The organism is Acinetobacter sp. LT1, from assembly GCF_059800965.1.
In genome coordinates this window covers 85,241-100,677 of sequence record NZ_JBBAXE010000003.1, presented here as the reverse complement: position 1 = coordinate 100,677, position 15,437 = coordinate 85,241, and the positions used below count along the sequence as shown (strand labels likewise).

The following is a 15,437-nucleotide window of genomic DNA, read 5'->3' as shown; positions in this document are numbered from 1 at the left end:
GTTGTTATCATTCTTCATTGAATAGCATTGTCGATAAACACTAGACAACGTTAAAGTTAACAGCTTCTCTGACTCTTTAATAAAAAATTTTATAATGCTTTGAGTTTATGTATGTCAGAAGAACTACTTATTAATGTCACGCCTATGGAGTGTCGGGTGGCATTAATCGAAAATGGAACTGTTAATGAACTGTATGTCGAGCGTACAGTTAAACGCGGTCTAGTCGGCAATATCTACAAGGGTAAAGTTGTACGAGTGCTTCCGGGCATGCAAGCTGCCTTTGTTGATATTGGTTTGTCTCGAACAGCCTTTTTACATATCAATGATATGGTTTGGCCTCGTTCGCAGCCTACCCCAAATGTCTTTGAGCTATTACATCCTGGGCAAACCCTTACTGTCCAAGTAATGAAAGATATGTTGGGCACAAAAGGTGCACGTCTAAGTACAGATCTTTCAATCCCTTCTCGCTATTTGGTTTTAATGCCGTATGGCAACCATATTGGTGTTTCGCAGCGTATTGAGTCTGAAGAAGAGCGAGACCGTCTGCGTAATATTATTGAAGGTATTCAATCTGAACATAATTTACCCGGTAGTGTGATTGTCCGTACGGCTGCAGAAGGTGTGGATGAGGCAGAAATTGCACAGGACATGTGTTATCTGAGCAAATTGTGGGAGTACATCCAGCGCAAGCAGACGGATGTTGCTGTTCCTTCTTTAATTTTTGAAGAACTTCCATTACCTCAACGTATTATTCGCGACTTAGCAAGCGAAGAAACTGCAAAGATTTATGTAGATTCGCGAGAGATTCATGCAAAACTGCTTGAGTTTGTAGATGAATTTGTCCCGAATATGAAGAGTCGTCTCATTCATTATCCGGGCGAGCGACCACTATTTGATCTTTATAATGTTGAAGAAGATATTCAAAAAGCCTTACAAACTCGCGTAGCTTTGAAGTCGGGCGGTTATCTGATGATCGACCAGACTGAAGCCATGACAACGATTGACGTTAATACAGGTTCATATGTAGGTGGTCGTAGTCTTGAGGATACGGTTTTTAAAACCAATATGGAGGCGACTCAAGTTATCGCGCGTCAACTTAGACTGCGTAATTTGGGGGGTATTCTCATTATTGATTTTATTGACATGCAAGAAGCAACTCACCGTGAAGAGGTGATGCGTCAGTTTGAGAAAATGCTTGAGCGAGATCACGCGAAGACCAAAATTACTCAAGTGTCAGAACTTGGTCTGGTCGAAATGACGCGTAAACGAACTCGTGAATCATTAGAACACTTGTTATGTGAATCATGTCCAACATGCCAAGGGCGTGGTTTTGTCAAAACAGCGGAGACAGTGTGTTACGAAATATTTCGTGAGATATTACGATATACCCGCGCATTTGAGTCAACGAGTGGCTTTACTGTTGTTGCCCATCCTTCTGTGATTGACCGATTATTAACAGCAGAAGCACCAGCAGTAGCCGATTTAGAGCATTTTATTAACCGTGTTATTAAATTTCAGGTCGAAAATTTATATACGCAAGAGCAATACGATATCATTTTAAGTTAAAGTTGTAACAAGATATCGCTTAATCCTTGTTACAACTGAAATTTTACTTTCATTCATGAATTTTAAATACTACTTACATACAGTAGCCCTAGACGTTCTCCCTATTAAACGTCTTAGCAAACAATAAGAGGTATAACCCATGAATGTAAGTGAAAACTTAATTAGCAACGGTCTTAAACATGTTTTAGAAAGCACGCCAGTAAATAGCTGCTATATGTTGAATGACCAAGGTAAAGAAGTACCAATCACAACTGCAATGATTCGTTCAGTATGTCATCAGTTGCTTAACCAGTGCCGCACAATCAAAAAATAAGGGGCCAAATCAAAGCCCCTTAACTTTTTTTAACTTGCTGAATGATGTTTCAGTTGTTTCTCTGCAATAATTTCTTCAAAACGTTGAATCTCATCTTCTAAATGAGTCAAAAGGTTTTGCATTTTTGGCAAAGCATTTCGACAAGCTGTTAATCCAACTTCAAGCTTATCTAAATAACTGGTCATGGTAATGTTTAGAGCTTGTCCATCCATGACAATCGAAGCAGGGTAGAGTGCATCTAATTTCGCGCCATTCCAATAAAGCGGTTCACGTGGTCCTGGTACATTGGAAATCACTAAATTGAACGCCTGACGCTTAGGAAGCATTCCTGACATGATGTTTAATCCTGCCGGACCATAAACAACCGCACTATAGTTTAAAATTTCATTCGCAGTCATACGGCTAAAGCGTTGCTTTGAATTCTGCATGCTGCGACGAATGATTTCTAGGCGTTCTAACGGTTGATCTTTATGCGTCCCTAAATTTGCCAGAATCATAGTAATCCGGTTACTCATGTCAGAATCATCTGTACGTAATGAAGCTGGAACCATGGCAATAAGTGGCTTTTTAGGTAAGCTGTTTTGGCTAATCAAATATTGACGTAAAGCGCCTGAACATACAGCTAGGACAACATCATTAATCGTCACGCCTAATGCTTTTGAAATTTTTCTAAGGCGGCTTAATTCAAATGATTGGGCCGCAAAACGACGTGAAGCACTGACTCTTTGGTTCAAAATAGAAACTGGTGCCTGAAAAGTAGAAACATAATCAGGATTTTTACCCATTTCCTTGAATATTGTTTGAGATAGCTCGTGCATGACTTTTGGAGCTATGTCGAGTTGAGACTTAATACCGCCTAAAATACTTTTAATTTTACTAGTACTTGGAGTTGGTACTTTTAGACGCTTAGCTCTTTTGCTCTCAACACACCATAAAGGGACAACATGTTTCTCTTCTGGTGTTTTTGATAGAGATTTCTCGATCAAACGCATACCCGCAACGCCGTCGACCATCGCATGATGGATTTTAAAATACATGGCAAAACGATTGCCTTCGATTCCTTCAATAATGTCACAAGTCCAAAGTGGCTTTGCACGATCAATTAGTGAGCTATGCTGCTGTGAAATATAAACCAGTAGTTCACGAATACGGCCCGGGTGAGGCAAAGCAATGTGGCGAAAGTGATGATCGATATCGAACTCTTCATCTTCATCCCAAAATAGACCACTTAAACGGTTATTGAAGGGCGGAATAGGAATGCTCTTTGAGCGTTTAATATCTTCTACTAAATCATGTACAAAGGTTTCTGGTGCATTTTCAGGAATTTCAAATAAAAATAATCCACCGACATGCATGGGTTGCTGTCTTTTTTCAAGTGACAGAAAAATGAAATCAATTGGGTGTAATGGACGCATAAATCATTGTGCCTCATGCATTTTTCTAAGAAGCCCTTATATGAGCTCTTATTAGAATTATAGAACCGTAAAATTAAGTATATAGCGTTTAGAGTAGAGAAAATATGACTTTGTGTACGGAACATGACATAAAAAAAACCACTGATTTACCAGTGGTTTTTTGATATCCAATTACTTTTTCATATTACCTGCGTGTAAGCCACACTCTTTTTGGGTGGCTTCTTCCCACCACCAGCGTCCTTCACGCTCATGTTGATTTGGTAATACAGGTCGTGTACATGGTTCACAGCCAATAGAAACAAAACCGCGCTCATGAAGAGGATTATATGGAATTTCCATCATACGGATGTAGCTCCATACCTCAGCACTTGTCCAGTTCGCTAGAGGGTTATATTTAATGAGTTGCTTACCTGGGCCAGAGAAACCTGCATCAGCTTGTACTACAGGAATCTCTGTACGCGTACCAGGACTTTGATCTTTACGTTGACCCGTAATCCAGCCATCTAAAGTCGCAAGTTTTTTACGCAAAGGCTGAACTTTTCGAATACCGCAACATTCTTGATGCCCATCTGTAAAAAAGCTGAATAAACCTTTTTCGTTTACCATGTTTTGAACAGCTTCAGATTCAGGGAAACAAACTTCGATATTGATATTGTAGTGTTTACGGACAGTTTCAATAAATTGATAAGTTTCGGCATGCAGGCGACCCGTGTCGAGACTAAATACACGGAAAGGTTTGCCTAAGCGTGAAGCAATATCAATTAACACAACATCTTCTGCACCCGAAAATGAAATTGCAATTTCACCTTGTTGGCTTAAGGCAAGTTCTAAAATTTCTCGAGGGCTTTTGGTTGCATATTCAGCAGCAAGAGCATCTACGATATCAATAGTCGGAATAACGGTCATGTGTGTTCCTGGCAAAAGGCTTGGGCGCATTGAGTTATGAAAAATATTCTAAAGGATAGTTGATAAAGTGCTTAGCACTTTAATTTCGATCCTTATGAATAAAATTGATTTGATCAATAACAACGCAAAACTGAAAATCTTAATGGTATGATACAGCAATTTTTAACCAACGTTGGAAGCATTCATGGAAATCGTATGCCTAGATCTTGAAGGGGTTTTAGTTCCTGAAATTTGGATCAATTTCGCTAAAAAAACAGGGATTAAAGAACTCGAAGCAACAACTCGTGATATTCCGGATTATGATGTTTTAATGACTCAGCGTCTTAATATTTTAAAACAACACGGTTTAGGCTTAAACGATATTCAAGAAGTCATTGCTGAGATGGGGCCATTACCAGGTGCAAAAGAGTTTGTTGAATGGGTGAGTACCCATTTTCAACTTGTGATTTTGTCAGATACCTTCTATGAATTTGCGCATCCTTTAATGAAGCAATTAGGGTGGCCAACAATTTTCTGTCATAAGTTAGAGACAGATGAAGAAGGTATGATTACCGCTTATAAACTACGTCAACCCGATCAAAAACGTGAGTCTGTTAAAGCTCTACATGGTCTAAATTTCCGAGTAATCGCAGCGGGTGACTCGTATAATGATACAACCATGCTGGGTGAAGCGGACCATGGTTTCTTGTTTGATGCACCTGCAAATGTGATTGCTGAGTTTCCACAGTTCCCAGCTATTCACGGCTATGATGCATTAAAAGAAGCAATCCGTTCAGTTTCACAGCGTAATATCCCAGCTTAATATAAATAATAAAAAAGGCGCTTTAAGCGCCTTTTTTATTATTTATGGTTTTTAAACTTAGAATTTATAACCAAGTTTTAAACCATAAGCGATTGCATTATTGTCAGAGAACTCTGCAACATATTCATCACCGCCCGCTTGCGCACCAGTTTGAGCTTTAGCATCACCTAACCAAAAGTATTTTACACCACCAGCAATAAACGTTTGTGGAGTAGGGCTATATTGAAGACCTAAACCTACGTTCCAGTAACCTTCAGTTGGACCTAAAGTTGTGATTGGGTCACCCGCACCAGAGTCCCAACCTACAGAAACGTTACCCGCCCACTTGTCGGTAAGTTTGCGACCAACACCTGTGGTTACTGTCCATTGGTCATCTGTATAGCTCACTAAATCGAAACCATTTGGGCGGTTGACAATAGGCCCTACAACTTTTGATAGCTGTCCAAATTTGTATGGTTGAACAGAGAAATCTTTCCAGTTCACCCAACGAATGTTTGCAAACGCAACTGTGTCAGCCATGATACCTGTTTGGAAATCAAAGTTAACAGATTGAGGTGTAGTAATTGTGGTATCTGCTGAGCTATTTTTAATTGCATCGGCCGCTGCAGCTTGCCCTAATAATGAAAGAGCGGGAAGTGTAGGCAAATTTTCACGAATATTGACGTCATGGTCAACTTCTGAACGATAAGTTAAAGAAGCTTTAAGTGCAATTTCAGGAATTTGATAAGCAAAACCTGCTAGCCAACCCACACCGCCAGTTTCTTTGATATCTGCATCATAGCCATTGTAGATACTATAAGCTTGTCCACGAAGGCTAATATTTCCTTTAATTGTTTGATACACACCACCTGCATAGAGGTTCCAATTTTTATTTGGTTGGAAACCAAAAACCATAGCAAGGTTTTGAGTATCAACTTCAACTTTAGTGCCACCTTTGCCGAGTAAACCATTAATGTTATTTATTCCAGCATCTACTCTTTCTGTGACGCTTTGTTTTACAGCTGTATCGATAGCAGCTTTAGTAGCTGCATTATTATTATACGCACTTAAAGTAGCAGCAAATTGTGCTTTCCCAGCATCAGAGCTTAAATCAACTCCCTGGGCTTGCAGAACAGCACCGACACGCTGATCGCTAGTTAATCCGTTAAATGTTGTATCAATAGTATTGGCACGAATTACATCTAGTCTGTCTTGCGCTAAAATTGTGTTAGAAGAATCTGATACAAATACATTTTTCCCAGAATATTCTGCATCTGCACCAAATGGCTGATCGTACAGTAAACCAAATGAGAATTTATCGTTAAGTTGTAGTTTTAAAGCTGCATTTGGGAAAAAATAATCCTCACCCATATCGCTAATATCACGGCGTGTTGCGCTTGATCCTGCTTCTTTACCCGATACATCTGGGTCTAAAACAGAAATACCAGCTTCAAAGTAGTTACCAGGCTGCAAAAATGCAGACATTGATTGTCCAGAGCGATCCAATGCTGCTGCAAAAACCCCAGTTGCAGGCAGCGTTGCTAAAATCATTGCAGTGCTCAGATGTTTTAATTTCATTTTAATCTTTCCTTGAACTTCAAGACATTTTTTTAAAAGTAACAGAGTTAAACCGTTTAAACTGTGTTGCCTTCAAAGCTCCAAATTACAAGTAATAGAAGCTTTGATAACTCCATGTAACAAAAATAGCATAATTACAATAAGAGTAAATCTGTTATATGAACTGAGGAGTACTCACTTTTTATACAAATAGAGTCAATAATGGATGAAATATGAAGGAATATTTGTATTGTTAAATTAATTTAATTAATTGATATTTATATTTTTATCTATTAGTGGTGACCTTTGTTTTTATGACATTTTTGTCACAAATTCAAGAAAAATGGTCAAAGATTTTTTTGTAAAAATATGAATTAAGTGATTATGAAATGAGTATTAGTTGTCATTTTTAGTTGATAAGTCCAGTTTCTCTACATCTGTATATTATTGATTAAATTTTATATTATTCATTTTATGAAAAAGTTTACCTTAATTTTTTTACCATTTGATCTATTTTTTGAGCGAATTTGGATTCTATATTTGAAAGTTATGTGTAATAAAAAACCGAAAATAATGATCTAAATTCGGCTATTCTATTTTTAGAGCTAAAACACAGCATTAGAGTGGGTATAACTTTTCATCAAATTGCTCAAGTTTGGGAAATTTTAATGACTCGAGCTGGTCCAGATGAGTAAGGTAGATTACATAGTCTTCAAGAAGGGTTTGTCGTGCTTCTTGGCTAATATACGGTACATGGTAAGCAATGAATGGAGGTAGGACTTCAAAACCAGCATATGCCAAAGTACCACGTTGAATCGGCGATAAATAATTTTCGATTGGTCCGTGAATTGAGTTTTCTCCAAACATGTGTGTTCTACCACCGAGTGTTAAACACAACATCGCTTTTTTACCTGCCATGCCGCCATGGTTGTAAAAACGCTTGCCCCCATAAAAAAGTCCAGAGACAAACACACGATCAATCCAGCCCTTTAAAATTGCTGGAACAGATGTCCAATAAAGTGGGAAATTTAAAATGACGAGATCAGCTTTTTTTACCTTTTCAATTTCAGCTTGAATATTTGGAGCTAGAAGCTGATTTTTGCTGGCATTTCTTTGTTCAAGTGCATAGTTAAAATACTCAGGCTGATTAAGCTCTAAGAAATCCGCTTTGGATGCAATAGGGTTAAATTGCATCGCATATAAATCTGAAACTTCTACGCTGTGCCCAAATTTTTCTAATGTTTGCTTAGCTGTACTTTTTAGAGCAGTGGTAAAAGACTGTGGTTCTGGATGAGCATGGACAATTAGAATGTTCATAGGGGAGGACCTGTATTCTTTTTCAGAAATTTTGCTGTCTGGTGCAATTCAGCGGATTTTGTTTTGAATAACTATGCATCAATTTAAAAGCATGGCATAGTTCATGAACTGACAGTTTTTACCATTTTACGCCATTTTATTTTGCTCATATGGGTTGTTTATGAATCCAGAATTACCCGGAACTTATATTAATTTAATCGTTGAGACTGTTAAGCGGTGGGGTGTCTCTGGTGAGCAGCTTTTAAATGGTAGTGGAATAACTTTAGACCAATTAGAAAAGCCTTACTGGTATGTTGAATTCAATATCTTAAATCAGTTTATTGAACGGGCAATCGAGTTATGCAAAGAGCCAGCACTAGCAGGTTATTTAGCTTTAAGTATGACGGCTTCATGTTATGGTTCAGTCGGAATGGCTGCCATAGTTTCTCCAAATTTAGGAGAAGCATTGAAAATACTTGAACAATTCATTGCTTCACGTTGTAAGGTTTTTAAACCGGAATTAAAACAAGAAAATAATGATGCATGTTGGTCAATTCATCAGCCTGTCAGTGCATTTCAACTGAGCCCAAATGCCAACATTTTTTTGTTACTCGGTTTTGTTCAAATTGCGAAAAAATTAACAGGGCTTTCTCATTTGGGAAAAGTTGAATTACAAATGCCAGAGCCGATAGGTTTTGACCAAATCAGTCATCAACTGGCTGTGACTTGTTTATTTAACCAAAAGGGTAATCGTTGGATATTTCCAAAAGAGTATTTAGCACAATCTGTATTAACGGCAGACCCAATGCTAGCGCCGTTATTAAATGCGCAATGTAAGCGGGATATAGAGAAATTAAACTTAAAAAGTGGTTGGAAAGGACAAGTCAAACAAGTTGCCGAAAAATTGCTTTTGAATGGGGAGATTGAGACATTAAAAGTTGGGCAAGTGGCTCATATCATGAATATGTCAGAGCGAACTTTGCAACGCTATTTAGCTCTTGATGATACTAGTTTTACCCTCTTGGTAGACTCTCTCAAAAAGGAGCATGCCCAGAAACTTTTAGCTCAAAATAACATGTCGATCGAAAAAGTCGCTTTAATGCTAGGTTATGCCGAGACTTCTCACTTCACCCGTGCATTTAAGCGCTGGATGGGAGTAACGCCTAAATATTTCCAAAGCCAGCATAAAATGGCGGATTCAAATTAAAGGGCCACAAATTTAAATTCGTGGCTTTTCATTTATGATTTAAGTCAATTAAGTAGATTGTTCTGGCTTAGATGAGAGTGATTCAATCACTTCAAAATAGCTAGGTGGTACTGGAACATGGCCGCGGTCTCTCAATAGACGATGCATACGCGGCAGTTTGAAGTAGGGCACCGAAGCCATTAAATGGTGTTCCATATGGTAATTGACATGAATAGGCGCTACAAAACTTCTAGCAATCCAACCTGCACGTGTAGTACGGGTATTGGTTAAAGCTGTATTACTCGTTTGCATACCTGCATGTTCGGCCATTGAGCGAATTCTTAAAAATAAAGGAAACGGTGTCAAATACGCTAAAGGCCATAACCAATAAAACCGTTGCTGACCAAAAGCTTTTAAAACACCATAAAGAGCTACATTGATTGCAATAGCTCCGCTACTGTTTTTTATTAGGCTTTTGGCATAGTCAACGAAATCTTTATTGCTTCGATCTAGCCAGACTTGATCATTTGCAACAGTCCATTTCATTAAATCTAGGTCCATTAACACTCGACCAAAGCTAAACTTTAATCCTGTCATACCTGTTAAGTCGCGTAAAAATTTACGAGTAAGAGATTTTTTGCTTACAGGAAAACCAGAAACTAACGAAAGGTCAGGGTCATCTGGAGTAGAGGTTTTTGCATGATGACGAACATGATGTACGCGATATTTTTGTAGATCATTCCAGATTGGACGGGCGCATAGCCATTCACCTACAAAGTCATTTATTTTTTTATTTTTGAATAAGCTTTTATGAGATGCATCATGCATCAAAATTGCTAGGCATAACTGGCGACCTGCCAATATAGCTAAAGCTAGCATACAAGCAAGTAATTTGCCCCAGCTAGGTAAGTAATCCCACATCATGATTAAGCTTGCAAATGTTCCGCCAATAACGGCCCATGTGCTTGCAACAGCCCAAGCACCGTATATATCTGAGGGTTGTGTGAGTTCTTGTATTTCTTCTCTGCTAAATAGATCGGTCACACTCACTTGTGCATTCATTTTTATTCTCCCAAATCAGATTTTGGTATCCATATCTTATATTACAAATATAATCATAAAATTTTAAAATGTGAAATATTTGTTTGTAAAAAAATAAATCGCCCTTTAGTGGGCTAATTCATTTTCATAAAGTTTCTGCCATAGCTTTTGTCCAATCGAATCGAGCTGTTGTACATTTTGAGCAAACTGATTGCGGGCATGTTCATCAACAAATGGAGAAGGCAGTAGAGGATCATTCATGAGTAAGGTAATGGTTTCACGTCCTAATAATAAAGCTTGGGTAGCAGCCTCATTTAAGGATAAATTTTTATAATTCAAAAGCCATTCTTGGATATCTTGACTATACATTTCATAGTTTTTTTCAAGCTGCTTGGTATCCCACAAGGAAGGAATTAACGCAACTGTTTTTGCGTCAAATTTTTGAATAATAGAAATTTTAGCTTCATTTTCAAGACCCGCTAAAATGAGCTCTTCACATGTTTTTTCAAAGCTATACGCTAAATTATCTGGACGTATATAAATTCCAGTTTCGAGTTCTCTAAAACCAAATTGACGTAAAGCGTGTTCTCTCTTTTTTAAAGCGGTTCGATCAATACGACCTAATGTCCCCGTAAATACTGCCAGATAGTGTTGTTGCCATTCTTTAGTCTGCTTAATGCCATTTTTACGATTCAAAATGACTTTTGCCCATTCTTTGGTTGATGGCGAAAGTTGATAAATACCGCGTTCTACACTTTCTATCATGCCTTCATTTAATAGCCGAGTCGTAGCCACACGAATACCGTTGTCACTCATATTAAAAAGTTTAGCGGCAATTAATATTTGTCTAATCGTGAGCTGAGGGTAAGCAGAGGAAAGAAATAAATCGATAATGAGATGGCGTGCATTAATTTTGATATTTTTCATTCAGATTGAATTTTTGATATGAGTTGCATTTGATCAGAATAATATCATGTTTTTTTAAGGACTTTTTAAGATCATTTTGTAGAGTAAGTAAAGGTAAAAAGCTTTGTCTATAACAAGAAAAACTTTGGCAGTTCTTAACCAAGTTTTATCTTTTTACGATAGTTAACCCAAGTTTGTCATCATGATGTGATACATTATCGCACTTTAAATAAACTGCCTTTAACTAGGGGCAATAACCACAAACGTTAGAAATGATCTGATATTGAACATGTGTTAAGTCTAATTTGGGACTTACCAATTTCGATAAAACAAATTTTAGGTCGTTCTAATGATTAACTTTCTTTGAGCAAGTTATGGAAAATTTTGAAGTTATAAAAGCACTGTTTTTAGGCTTTGTCGAAGGCTTAACTGAATTTTTACCTATCTCGAGTACAGGCCATTTAATTTTATTTGGTCATATTATCGATTTCCACTCAGACGGCGGTCGTGTATTTGAGGTCGTAATCCAGTTAGGTGCTATTTTGGCAGTGTGCTGGTTATACCGACAAAAAATTATTAACTTGATTAAGGGATTCTTTAGCGGTGATGTGGAGTCACGTCATTTTGCGATTAGTGTGCTTATTGCATTCTTTCCAGCAGTCATTATTGGTGTTCTAGCTGTCGACTTTATTAAAAGTGTTCTATTTAGCCCAATTGTGGTTGCGATTGCCTTAATTGTCGGCGCCCTGATCATTTTCTGGGTTGAATCTAGACAGTTTGAACATAAGACACTTGATGCAACTAAAATTACTTTTAAACAAGCACTTTTAGTAGGTCTTGCTCAGTGTGTGGCGATGATTCCGGGAACTTCGCGTTCAGGCGCAACAATTGTAGGCGGAATGTTTGCAGGTTTATCACGCAAAGCTGCTACAGAGTTTTCTTTCTTCCTTGCTATGCCGACCATGCTGGGGGCTGCGACTTTTGACTTGATTAAAAATGCTGACGTATTGACCTCAGACAATATGGTTAATATTGGGGTGGGATTCGTTGCTGCTTTTATTGCCGCGCTGTTTGTTGTAAAAGCATTGGTACTGTTTGTAGAACGTCACACTTTACGTGTATTTGCTTGGTACCGAATTGTCCTCGGTGTAATTATTTTGATTGCAGCAATGTTCTTTAATTTATCGGCTTAAATAGCCTGATAAAGTGAAAAAACCTAGAATGCTCTAGGTTTTTTTATGCCTAAAAATTGATTTGGATTGCCTATTTATACAAAGTAAACGTAAGACAGATGTTTTCATTTTGGGTTCATTGTTATATTGACTATTAGATTATCTCTCACAATAAAACTATGCCGCAAAATCATCTTACAGAACATTTGGTCGATGCATTTTTGCACTTGGCTCCAGCAGAAGGCCTCTATCCTACTTTTATTTCTAATATCACTTTAATGCGTGTAGATCATTCCACACCACCTATTGCCGTGCTGCAAGAACCCTCAATTGTTTTAGTGATACAGGGGTTAAAGCGCGGATATATTGGTAAAGAAATCTTTCAGTTTCAACAAGGACAGTGCTTATTTATCTCAATTGCAATACCGTTTGATTGCGATACTGTAGTTGAAAATAATGAACCCATGTTGGCAATCGCAATAAAGTTTGAACCACAAATGATAGCTGATCTCATTACTAAAATGGATAAACAGCAACAAGTGGTTACTGAAGATGCTCATTCAAAAGATTTAAAATTAAGCTGTGGGCTTAGAGTGATTGACATGAATGCCACCATTTCAGATGTTGCTCTCAGATTGCTCAATTTACTTCGTTCTAAACAAGATACTTTTATATTGGGTGAGCAAGTTAAAAGAGAATTGGTTTATCGTGTGGTGCAGGCTTCAGGCGGCAATCTAGTCGAGAGCTTATCGGCTATGGCAAGTCGAAATGGCGTGATTTACACCATTTGTGAAATTATTCAACGTGATTATTATCATAACTTAACGGTTCAAGAGTTGGCGAAACAAGCGGGCATGAGCATATCGCTTTTTCATCAAACTTTTAAAAAGGTGACGAATTATTCGCCCTTACAGTACATCAAAATTACTCGGTTACATAAGGCACGCGAGTTAATCACGAACAATAAAATGGGAGTCGCAGAAGCCGCCTATGAAGTTGGATATGTTAGTGCTTCTCAATTTAGCCGAGAATTTAAGCGACTGTTTGGAGTTCCACCCAAGTCTTCAATTATTTAACGTAGATTAGTATTTTGAAATATAAATCAAACATGGAGCATTATATGACCCTTCCAACAACCATGAAAATTATTGAAATTACGGCTCCTGGTGGACCTGAGGTTCTAAAAGTTCAAGATGCAAATATTCCAGCACCTCAAGCAGATGAAGTCTTAATTGAGGTAAAGGCTGCTGGAATTAACCGCCCTGATGTATTGCAGCGTATGGGTTTATATCCAATGCCTAAAGGTGTTACTCAAATACCCGGACTTGAAGTCGCTGGTGTCGTGGTTGCTGTAGGTGAACAAGTCGATCAATTCAAGGTTGGAGATAAAGTTTGCGCCCTAACAAATGGCGGTGGTTATGCTGAGTACTGTGCGGTAACAGCAACTCAAGTATTACCAATTCCTGAAAATTTATCTTTTACACAAGCTGCTGCGATTCCGGAAACATTTTTTACGGTTTGGGCAAACCTATTTGATATTGGCCGTTTAAAGAAACATGAAACTGCATTGATTCACGGTGGGGCAAGTGGTATTGGAACCACAGCTTTAGCGATTTGCCAAGCTTTAGGGATTAAAACTTTTGCTACGGTTGGTAGTGAAGATAAAATTAAAGCACTCTCTAGTTTCACCACAGCAATTAACTATAAAACCCAAGATTTTGAGCAGGAAGTTTTGAAGCACACTCAAGGTCAAGGTGTTGATGTCATTTTAGATATTGTAGGTGGTTCTTATTTCACGAAAAACCTAAATCTATTAAAACGTGATGGCCGATTGGTCATTATTGGTTTTATGGGGGGACGAATCGCAAAAGAATTTGATTTACAAAAACTGATTTTAAAACGTGCCACAATTACGGGTTCAACGATGCGAGCACGTAATAGCCAAGAAAAAGCACAAATTGCCCAATCTTTGAGTGAGCATGTGTGGCCATTATTGGCTCAAGGTAAATGTTTACCGCAAATCTATAAATCGTATGCTTTTTCAGATGTACAAAGTGCTCACGCATGTATGGAACAAGGTGATCATATTGGAAAGATCGTTTTAGAAATGAATGCGTAACGCTGTAATCATTGAAGTTTGGGCGAACGACAGGTTCGCCTAAACTGAATTTTATAATTCTAGATTCTGCCTATTTCTCTATAAAAATTGCCAAATTCTATTGGCAGATTGCACCACTTCTATAACTTCACCTATAAATTGAGTAAGAAATAACAATTGGTTTTTACCTTATTTCTTTCCTTACTGATGAAAAAGGATAGTAACAATGAATACTGCAAATATTGATGATAAAAATCCTACTCCAGATTTGGCTGAAGATAATGCCTTTTTCCCATCACCTTATTCACTGAGTCAATATACTGCTCCTAAAACCGATTACGATGGTACGACTTATTCAACGCCGTATACAGGCAATAAAAAGGTCTTAATGATTGCAACTGATGAACGTTACATCCAGATGCAAAACGGTAAGTTCTTTTCAACAGGTAACCATCCTGTAGAAATGCTTTTACCGATGTTTCATTTAGATAATGCAGGCTTCGAAATTGATATTGCGACACTTTCAGGAAATCCAGCCAAACTTGAAATGTGGGCAATGCCAAAGCAAGAACAAGTGGTGTTAGATACCTTTCAGAAATATGCAGATAAATTAAAAAATCCGCTAAAACTAGCTGACATTTTAGAAAATGCAGTTGGTGAAAACTCACCCTATGCGGCTGTATTTATTCTGGGTGGGCATGGCGTATTAGCTAAAATTCCACATAGTCTTGAGGTAAAGAAAGTTCTTAAATGGGCGGTTGAACAAGATAAATTTATTATTACGTTATGCCATGGTCCAGCCTCATTACTGGCTGCGGCAGTTAATGAACAGCCAGAAAACTATATTTTTAAAGGCTATCAAATTTGTGTATTCCCTGATTCATTAGATAAAGGAGCAAATATTGATATTGGTTATATGCCTGGAGCTTTACCTTGGTTAGTGGGTGAAAATCTTGAAAAACTCGGTGTAGAAATTTTAAATAAGGGCATTACAGGTCAATGTCATAGAGACCGTAAATTGCTAACTGGTGATAGTCCGCTTGCTTCTAATAATTTAGGGAAACTTGCAGCTGAAACATTGTTGGCTGAAGTGAAGGATTAAGTGATGAAATATGTACGCCCTGCGGGACTCGAACCCACGTCGGTCGCTTAGGAGGCAACTGCTCTATCCAGTTAAGCTAAGGGCGCATAATTTTATGA

At 37.9% G+C, this 15,437-nt stretch carries 14 protein-coding genes and 1 tRNA gene; 8 read left to right on the top strand and 7 right to left on the bottom strand.

Annotated elements, in window-relative coordinates; all coding sequences use genetic code 11:
* Positions 1–111: 111 nt before the first annotated feature.
* Together rng and WBW42_RS03685 are read left to right on the top strand one after the other, a co-directional pair.
* Positions 112–1,566, top strand: coding sequence for a ribonuclease G (gene rng / locus WBW42_RS03690; protein WP_005064412.1), 1,455 nt, complete (start codon positions 112–114; stop codon positions 1,564–1,566).
* Positions 1,567–1,705: 139 nt separating this feature from the next.
* Positions 1,706–1,879 (top strand): PA1571 family protein, encoded by a 174-nt coding sequence (locus WBW42_RS03685; RefSeq protein ID WP_002116397.1) that lies wholly within the window; start codon positions 1,706–1,708, stop codon positions 1,877–1,879.
* Positions 1,880–1,908: 29 nt separating this feature from the next.
* On the opposite strand, the gene WBW42_RS03680 is transcribed toward WBW42_RS03685, so the two are convergent.
* Together WBW42_RS03680 and WBW42_RS03675 are read right to left on the bottom strand one after the other, a co-directional pair.
* A complete protein-coding gene (locus WBW42_RS03680; protein WP_005072836.1) occupies positions 1,909–3,294 on the bottom strand; it encodes a WS/DGAT/MGAT family O-acyltransferase in 1,386 nt (461 codons plus the stop codon).
* A 171-nt stretch (positions 3,295–3,465) separates the two neighbouring features.
* A complete protein-coding gene (locus WBW42_RS03675) occupies positions 3,466–4,200 on the bottom strand; it encodes a phosphoadenylyl-sulfate reductase (RefSeq protein WP_017400225.1) in 735 nt (244 codons plus the stop codon).
* 184 nt (positions 4,201–4,384) lie between these two features.
* Here WBW42_RS03675 and thrH point away from each other — a divergent pair, with 184 nt between their 5' ends.
* Positions 4,385–5,002, top strand: coding sequence for a bifunctional phosphoserine phosphatase/homoserine phosphotransferase ThrH (gene thrH, locus WBW42_RS03670; protein ID WP_017400224.1), 618 nt, complete (start codon positions 4,385–4,387; stop codon positions 5,000–5,002).
* Positions 5,003–5,059: 57 nt separating this feature from the next.
* Here thrH and WBW42_RS03665 read toward each other — a convergent pair whose 3' ends face one another.
* Together WBW42_RS03665 and WBW42_RS03660 are read right to left on the bottom strand one after the other, a co-directional pair.
* The gene (locus WBW42_RS03665) at positions 5,060–6,559 is read right to left on the bottom strand and encodes an outer membrane protein transport protein (RefSeq protein ID WP_017400223.1); all 1,500 of its coding nucleotides are present in this window, start codon (positions 6,557–6,559) and stop codon (positions 5,060–5,062) included.
* A gap of 597 nt (positions 6,560–7,156) precedes the next feature.
* The gene (locus WBW42_RS03660; RefSeq protein ID WP_032056657.1) at positions 7,157–7,855 is read right to left on the bottom strand and encodes an NAD(P)H-dependent oxidoreductase; all 699 of its coding nucleotides are present in this window, start codon (positions 7,853–7,855) and stop codon (positions 7,157–7,159) included.
* A gap of 160 nt (positions 7,856–8,015) precedes the next feature.
* On the opposite strand from WBW42_RS03660, the gene WBW42_RS03655 reads away from it, so the two are divergent.
* Entirely contained in the window at positions 8,016–9,041 is a 1,026-nt protein-coding gene (locus WBW42_RS03655; protein WP_498478359.1) for an AraC family transcriptional regulator, read from the top strand.
* 48 nt (positions 9,042–9,089) lie between these two features.
* Here the strand turns inward: WBW42_RS03655 and WBW42_RS03650 are convergent, their stop codons facing one another.
* Both WBW42_RS03650 and WBW42_RS03645 read right to left on the bottom strand, forming a co-directional pair.
* The gene (locus WBW42_RS03650; protein ID WP_017482120.1) at positions 9,090–10,082 is read right to left on the bottom strand and encodes a fatty acid desaturase family protein; all 993 of its coding nucleotides are present in this window, start codon (positions 10,080–10,082) and stop codon (positions 9,090–9,092) included.
* 105 nt (positions 10,083–10,187) lie between these two features.
* On the bottom strand, positions 10,188–10,988 hold the full coding sequence (locus tag WBW42_RS03645; protein ID WP_032056655.1) for a PaaX family transcriptional regulator C-terminal domain-containing protein: 801 nt from the start codon (positions 10,986–10,988) through the stop codon (positions 10,188–10,190).
* A gap of 353 nt (positions 10,989–11,341) precedes the next feature.
* On the opposite strand from WBW42_RS03645, the gene WBW42_RS03640 reads away from it, so the two are divergent.
* The 4 genes from WBW42_RS03640 (at position 11,342) to hchA (ending at position 15,339) form a co-directional block, all read left to right on the top strand.
* Positions 11,342–12,160, top strand: a complete 819-nt coding sequence (locus WBW42_RS03640; RefSeq protein WP_002116515.1) for an undecaprenyl-diphosphate phosphatase — start codon at positions 11,342–11,344, stop codon at positions 12,158–12,160.
* 158 nt (positions 12,161–12,318) lie between these two features.
* Positions 12,319–13,215, top strand: a complete 897-nt coding sequence (locus WBW42_RS03635) for an AraC family transcriptional regulator (protein ID WP_032056654.1) — start codon at positions 12,319–12,321, stop codon at positions 13,213–13,215.
* A gap of 32 nt (positions 13,216–13,247) precedes the next feature.
* Positions 13,248–14,258 (top strand): NAD(P)H-quinone oxidoreductase, encoded by a 1,011-nt coding sequence (locus tag WBW42_RS03630; RefSeq protein ID WP_080776805.1) that lies wholly within the window; start codon positions 13,248–13,250, stop codon positions 14,256–14,258.
* A 205-nt stretch (positions 14,259–14,463) separates the two neighbouring features.
* The gene (gene hchA, locus WBW42_RS03625; protein ID WP_032056652.1) at positions 14,464–15,339 is read left to right on the top strand and encodes a glyoxalase III HchA; all 876 of its coding nucleotides are present in this window, start codon (positions 14,464–14,466) and stop codon (positions 15,337–15,339) included.
* A gap of 13 nt (positions 15,340–15,352) precedes the next feature.
* Here the strand turns inward: hchA and WBW42_RS03620 are convergent.
* Positions 15,353–15,425 (bottom strand) — tRNA-Arg (locus tag WBW42_RS03620).
* Between the last annotated feature and the right edge of the window lie 12 nt (positions 15,426–15,437).

Bases quoted from the DNA above. Each gene is read 5' to 3' on its own strand.
- hchA (WP_032056652.1), top strand. From the start codon at position 14,464: ATGAATACTGCAAATATTGATGATAAAAATCCTACTCCAGATTTGGCT.
- WBW42_RS03675 (WP_017400225.1), bottom strand. From the start codon at position 4,200: ATGACCGTTATTCCGACTATTGATATCGTAGATGCTCTTGCTGCTGAA.
- WBW42_RS03640 (WP_002116515.1), top strand. From the start codon at position 11,342: ATGGAAAATTTTGAAGTTATAAAAGCACTGTTTTTAGGCTTTGTCGAA.
- WBW42_RS03630 (WP_080776805.1), top strand. From the start codon at position 13,248: ATGGAGCATTATATGACCCTTCCAACAACCATGAAAATTATTGAAATT.
- WBW42_RS03650 (WP_017482120.1), bottom strand. From the start codon at position 10,082: ATGAATGCACAAGTGAGTGTGACCGATCTATTTAGCAGAGAAGAAATA.
- WBW42_RS03680 (WP_005072836.1), bottom strand. From the start codon at position 3,294: ATGCGTCCATTACACCCAATTGATTTCATTTTTCTGTCACTTGAAAAA.
- WBW42_RS03635 (WP_032056654.1), top strand. From the start codon at position 12,319: ATGCCGCAAAATCATCTTACAGAACATTTGGTCGATGCATTTTTGCAC.
- WBW42_RS03685 (WP_002116397.1), top strand. From the start codon at position 1,706: ATGAATGTAAGTGAAAACTTAATTAGCAACGGTCTTAAACATGTTTTA.
- WBW42_RS03665 (WP_017400223.1), bottom strand. From the start codon at position 6,559: ATGAAATTAAAACATCTGAGCACTGCAATGATTTTAGCAACGCTGCCT.
- WBW42_RS03660 (WP_032056657.1), bottom strand. From the start codon at position 7,855: ATGAACATTCTAATTGTCCATGCTCATCCAGAACCACAGTCTTTTACC.
- WBW42_RS03655 (WP_498478359.1), top strand. From the start codon at position 8,016: ATGAATCCAGAATTACCCGGAACTTATATTAATTTAATCGTTGAGACT.
- thrH (WP_017400224.1), top strand. From the start codon at position 4,385: ATGGAAATCGTATGCCTAGATCTTGAAGGGGTTTTAGTTCCTGAAATT.
- WBW42_RS03645 (WP_032056655.1), bottom strand. From the start codon at position 10,988: ATGAAAAATATCAAAATTAATGCACGCCATCTCATTATCGATTTATTT.
- rng (WP_005064412.1), top strand. From the start codon at position 112: ATGTCAGAAGAACTACTTATTAATGTCACGCCTATGGAGTGTCGGGTG.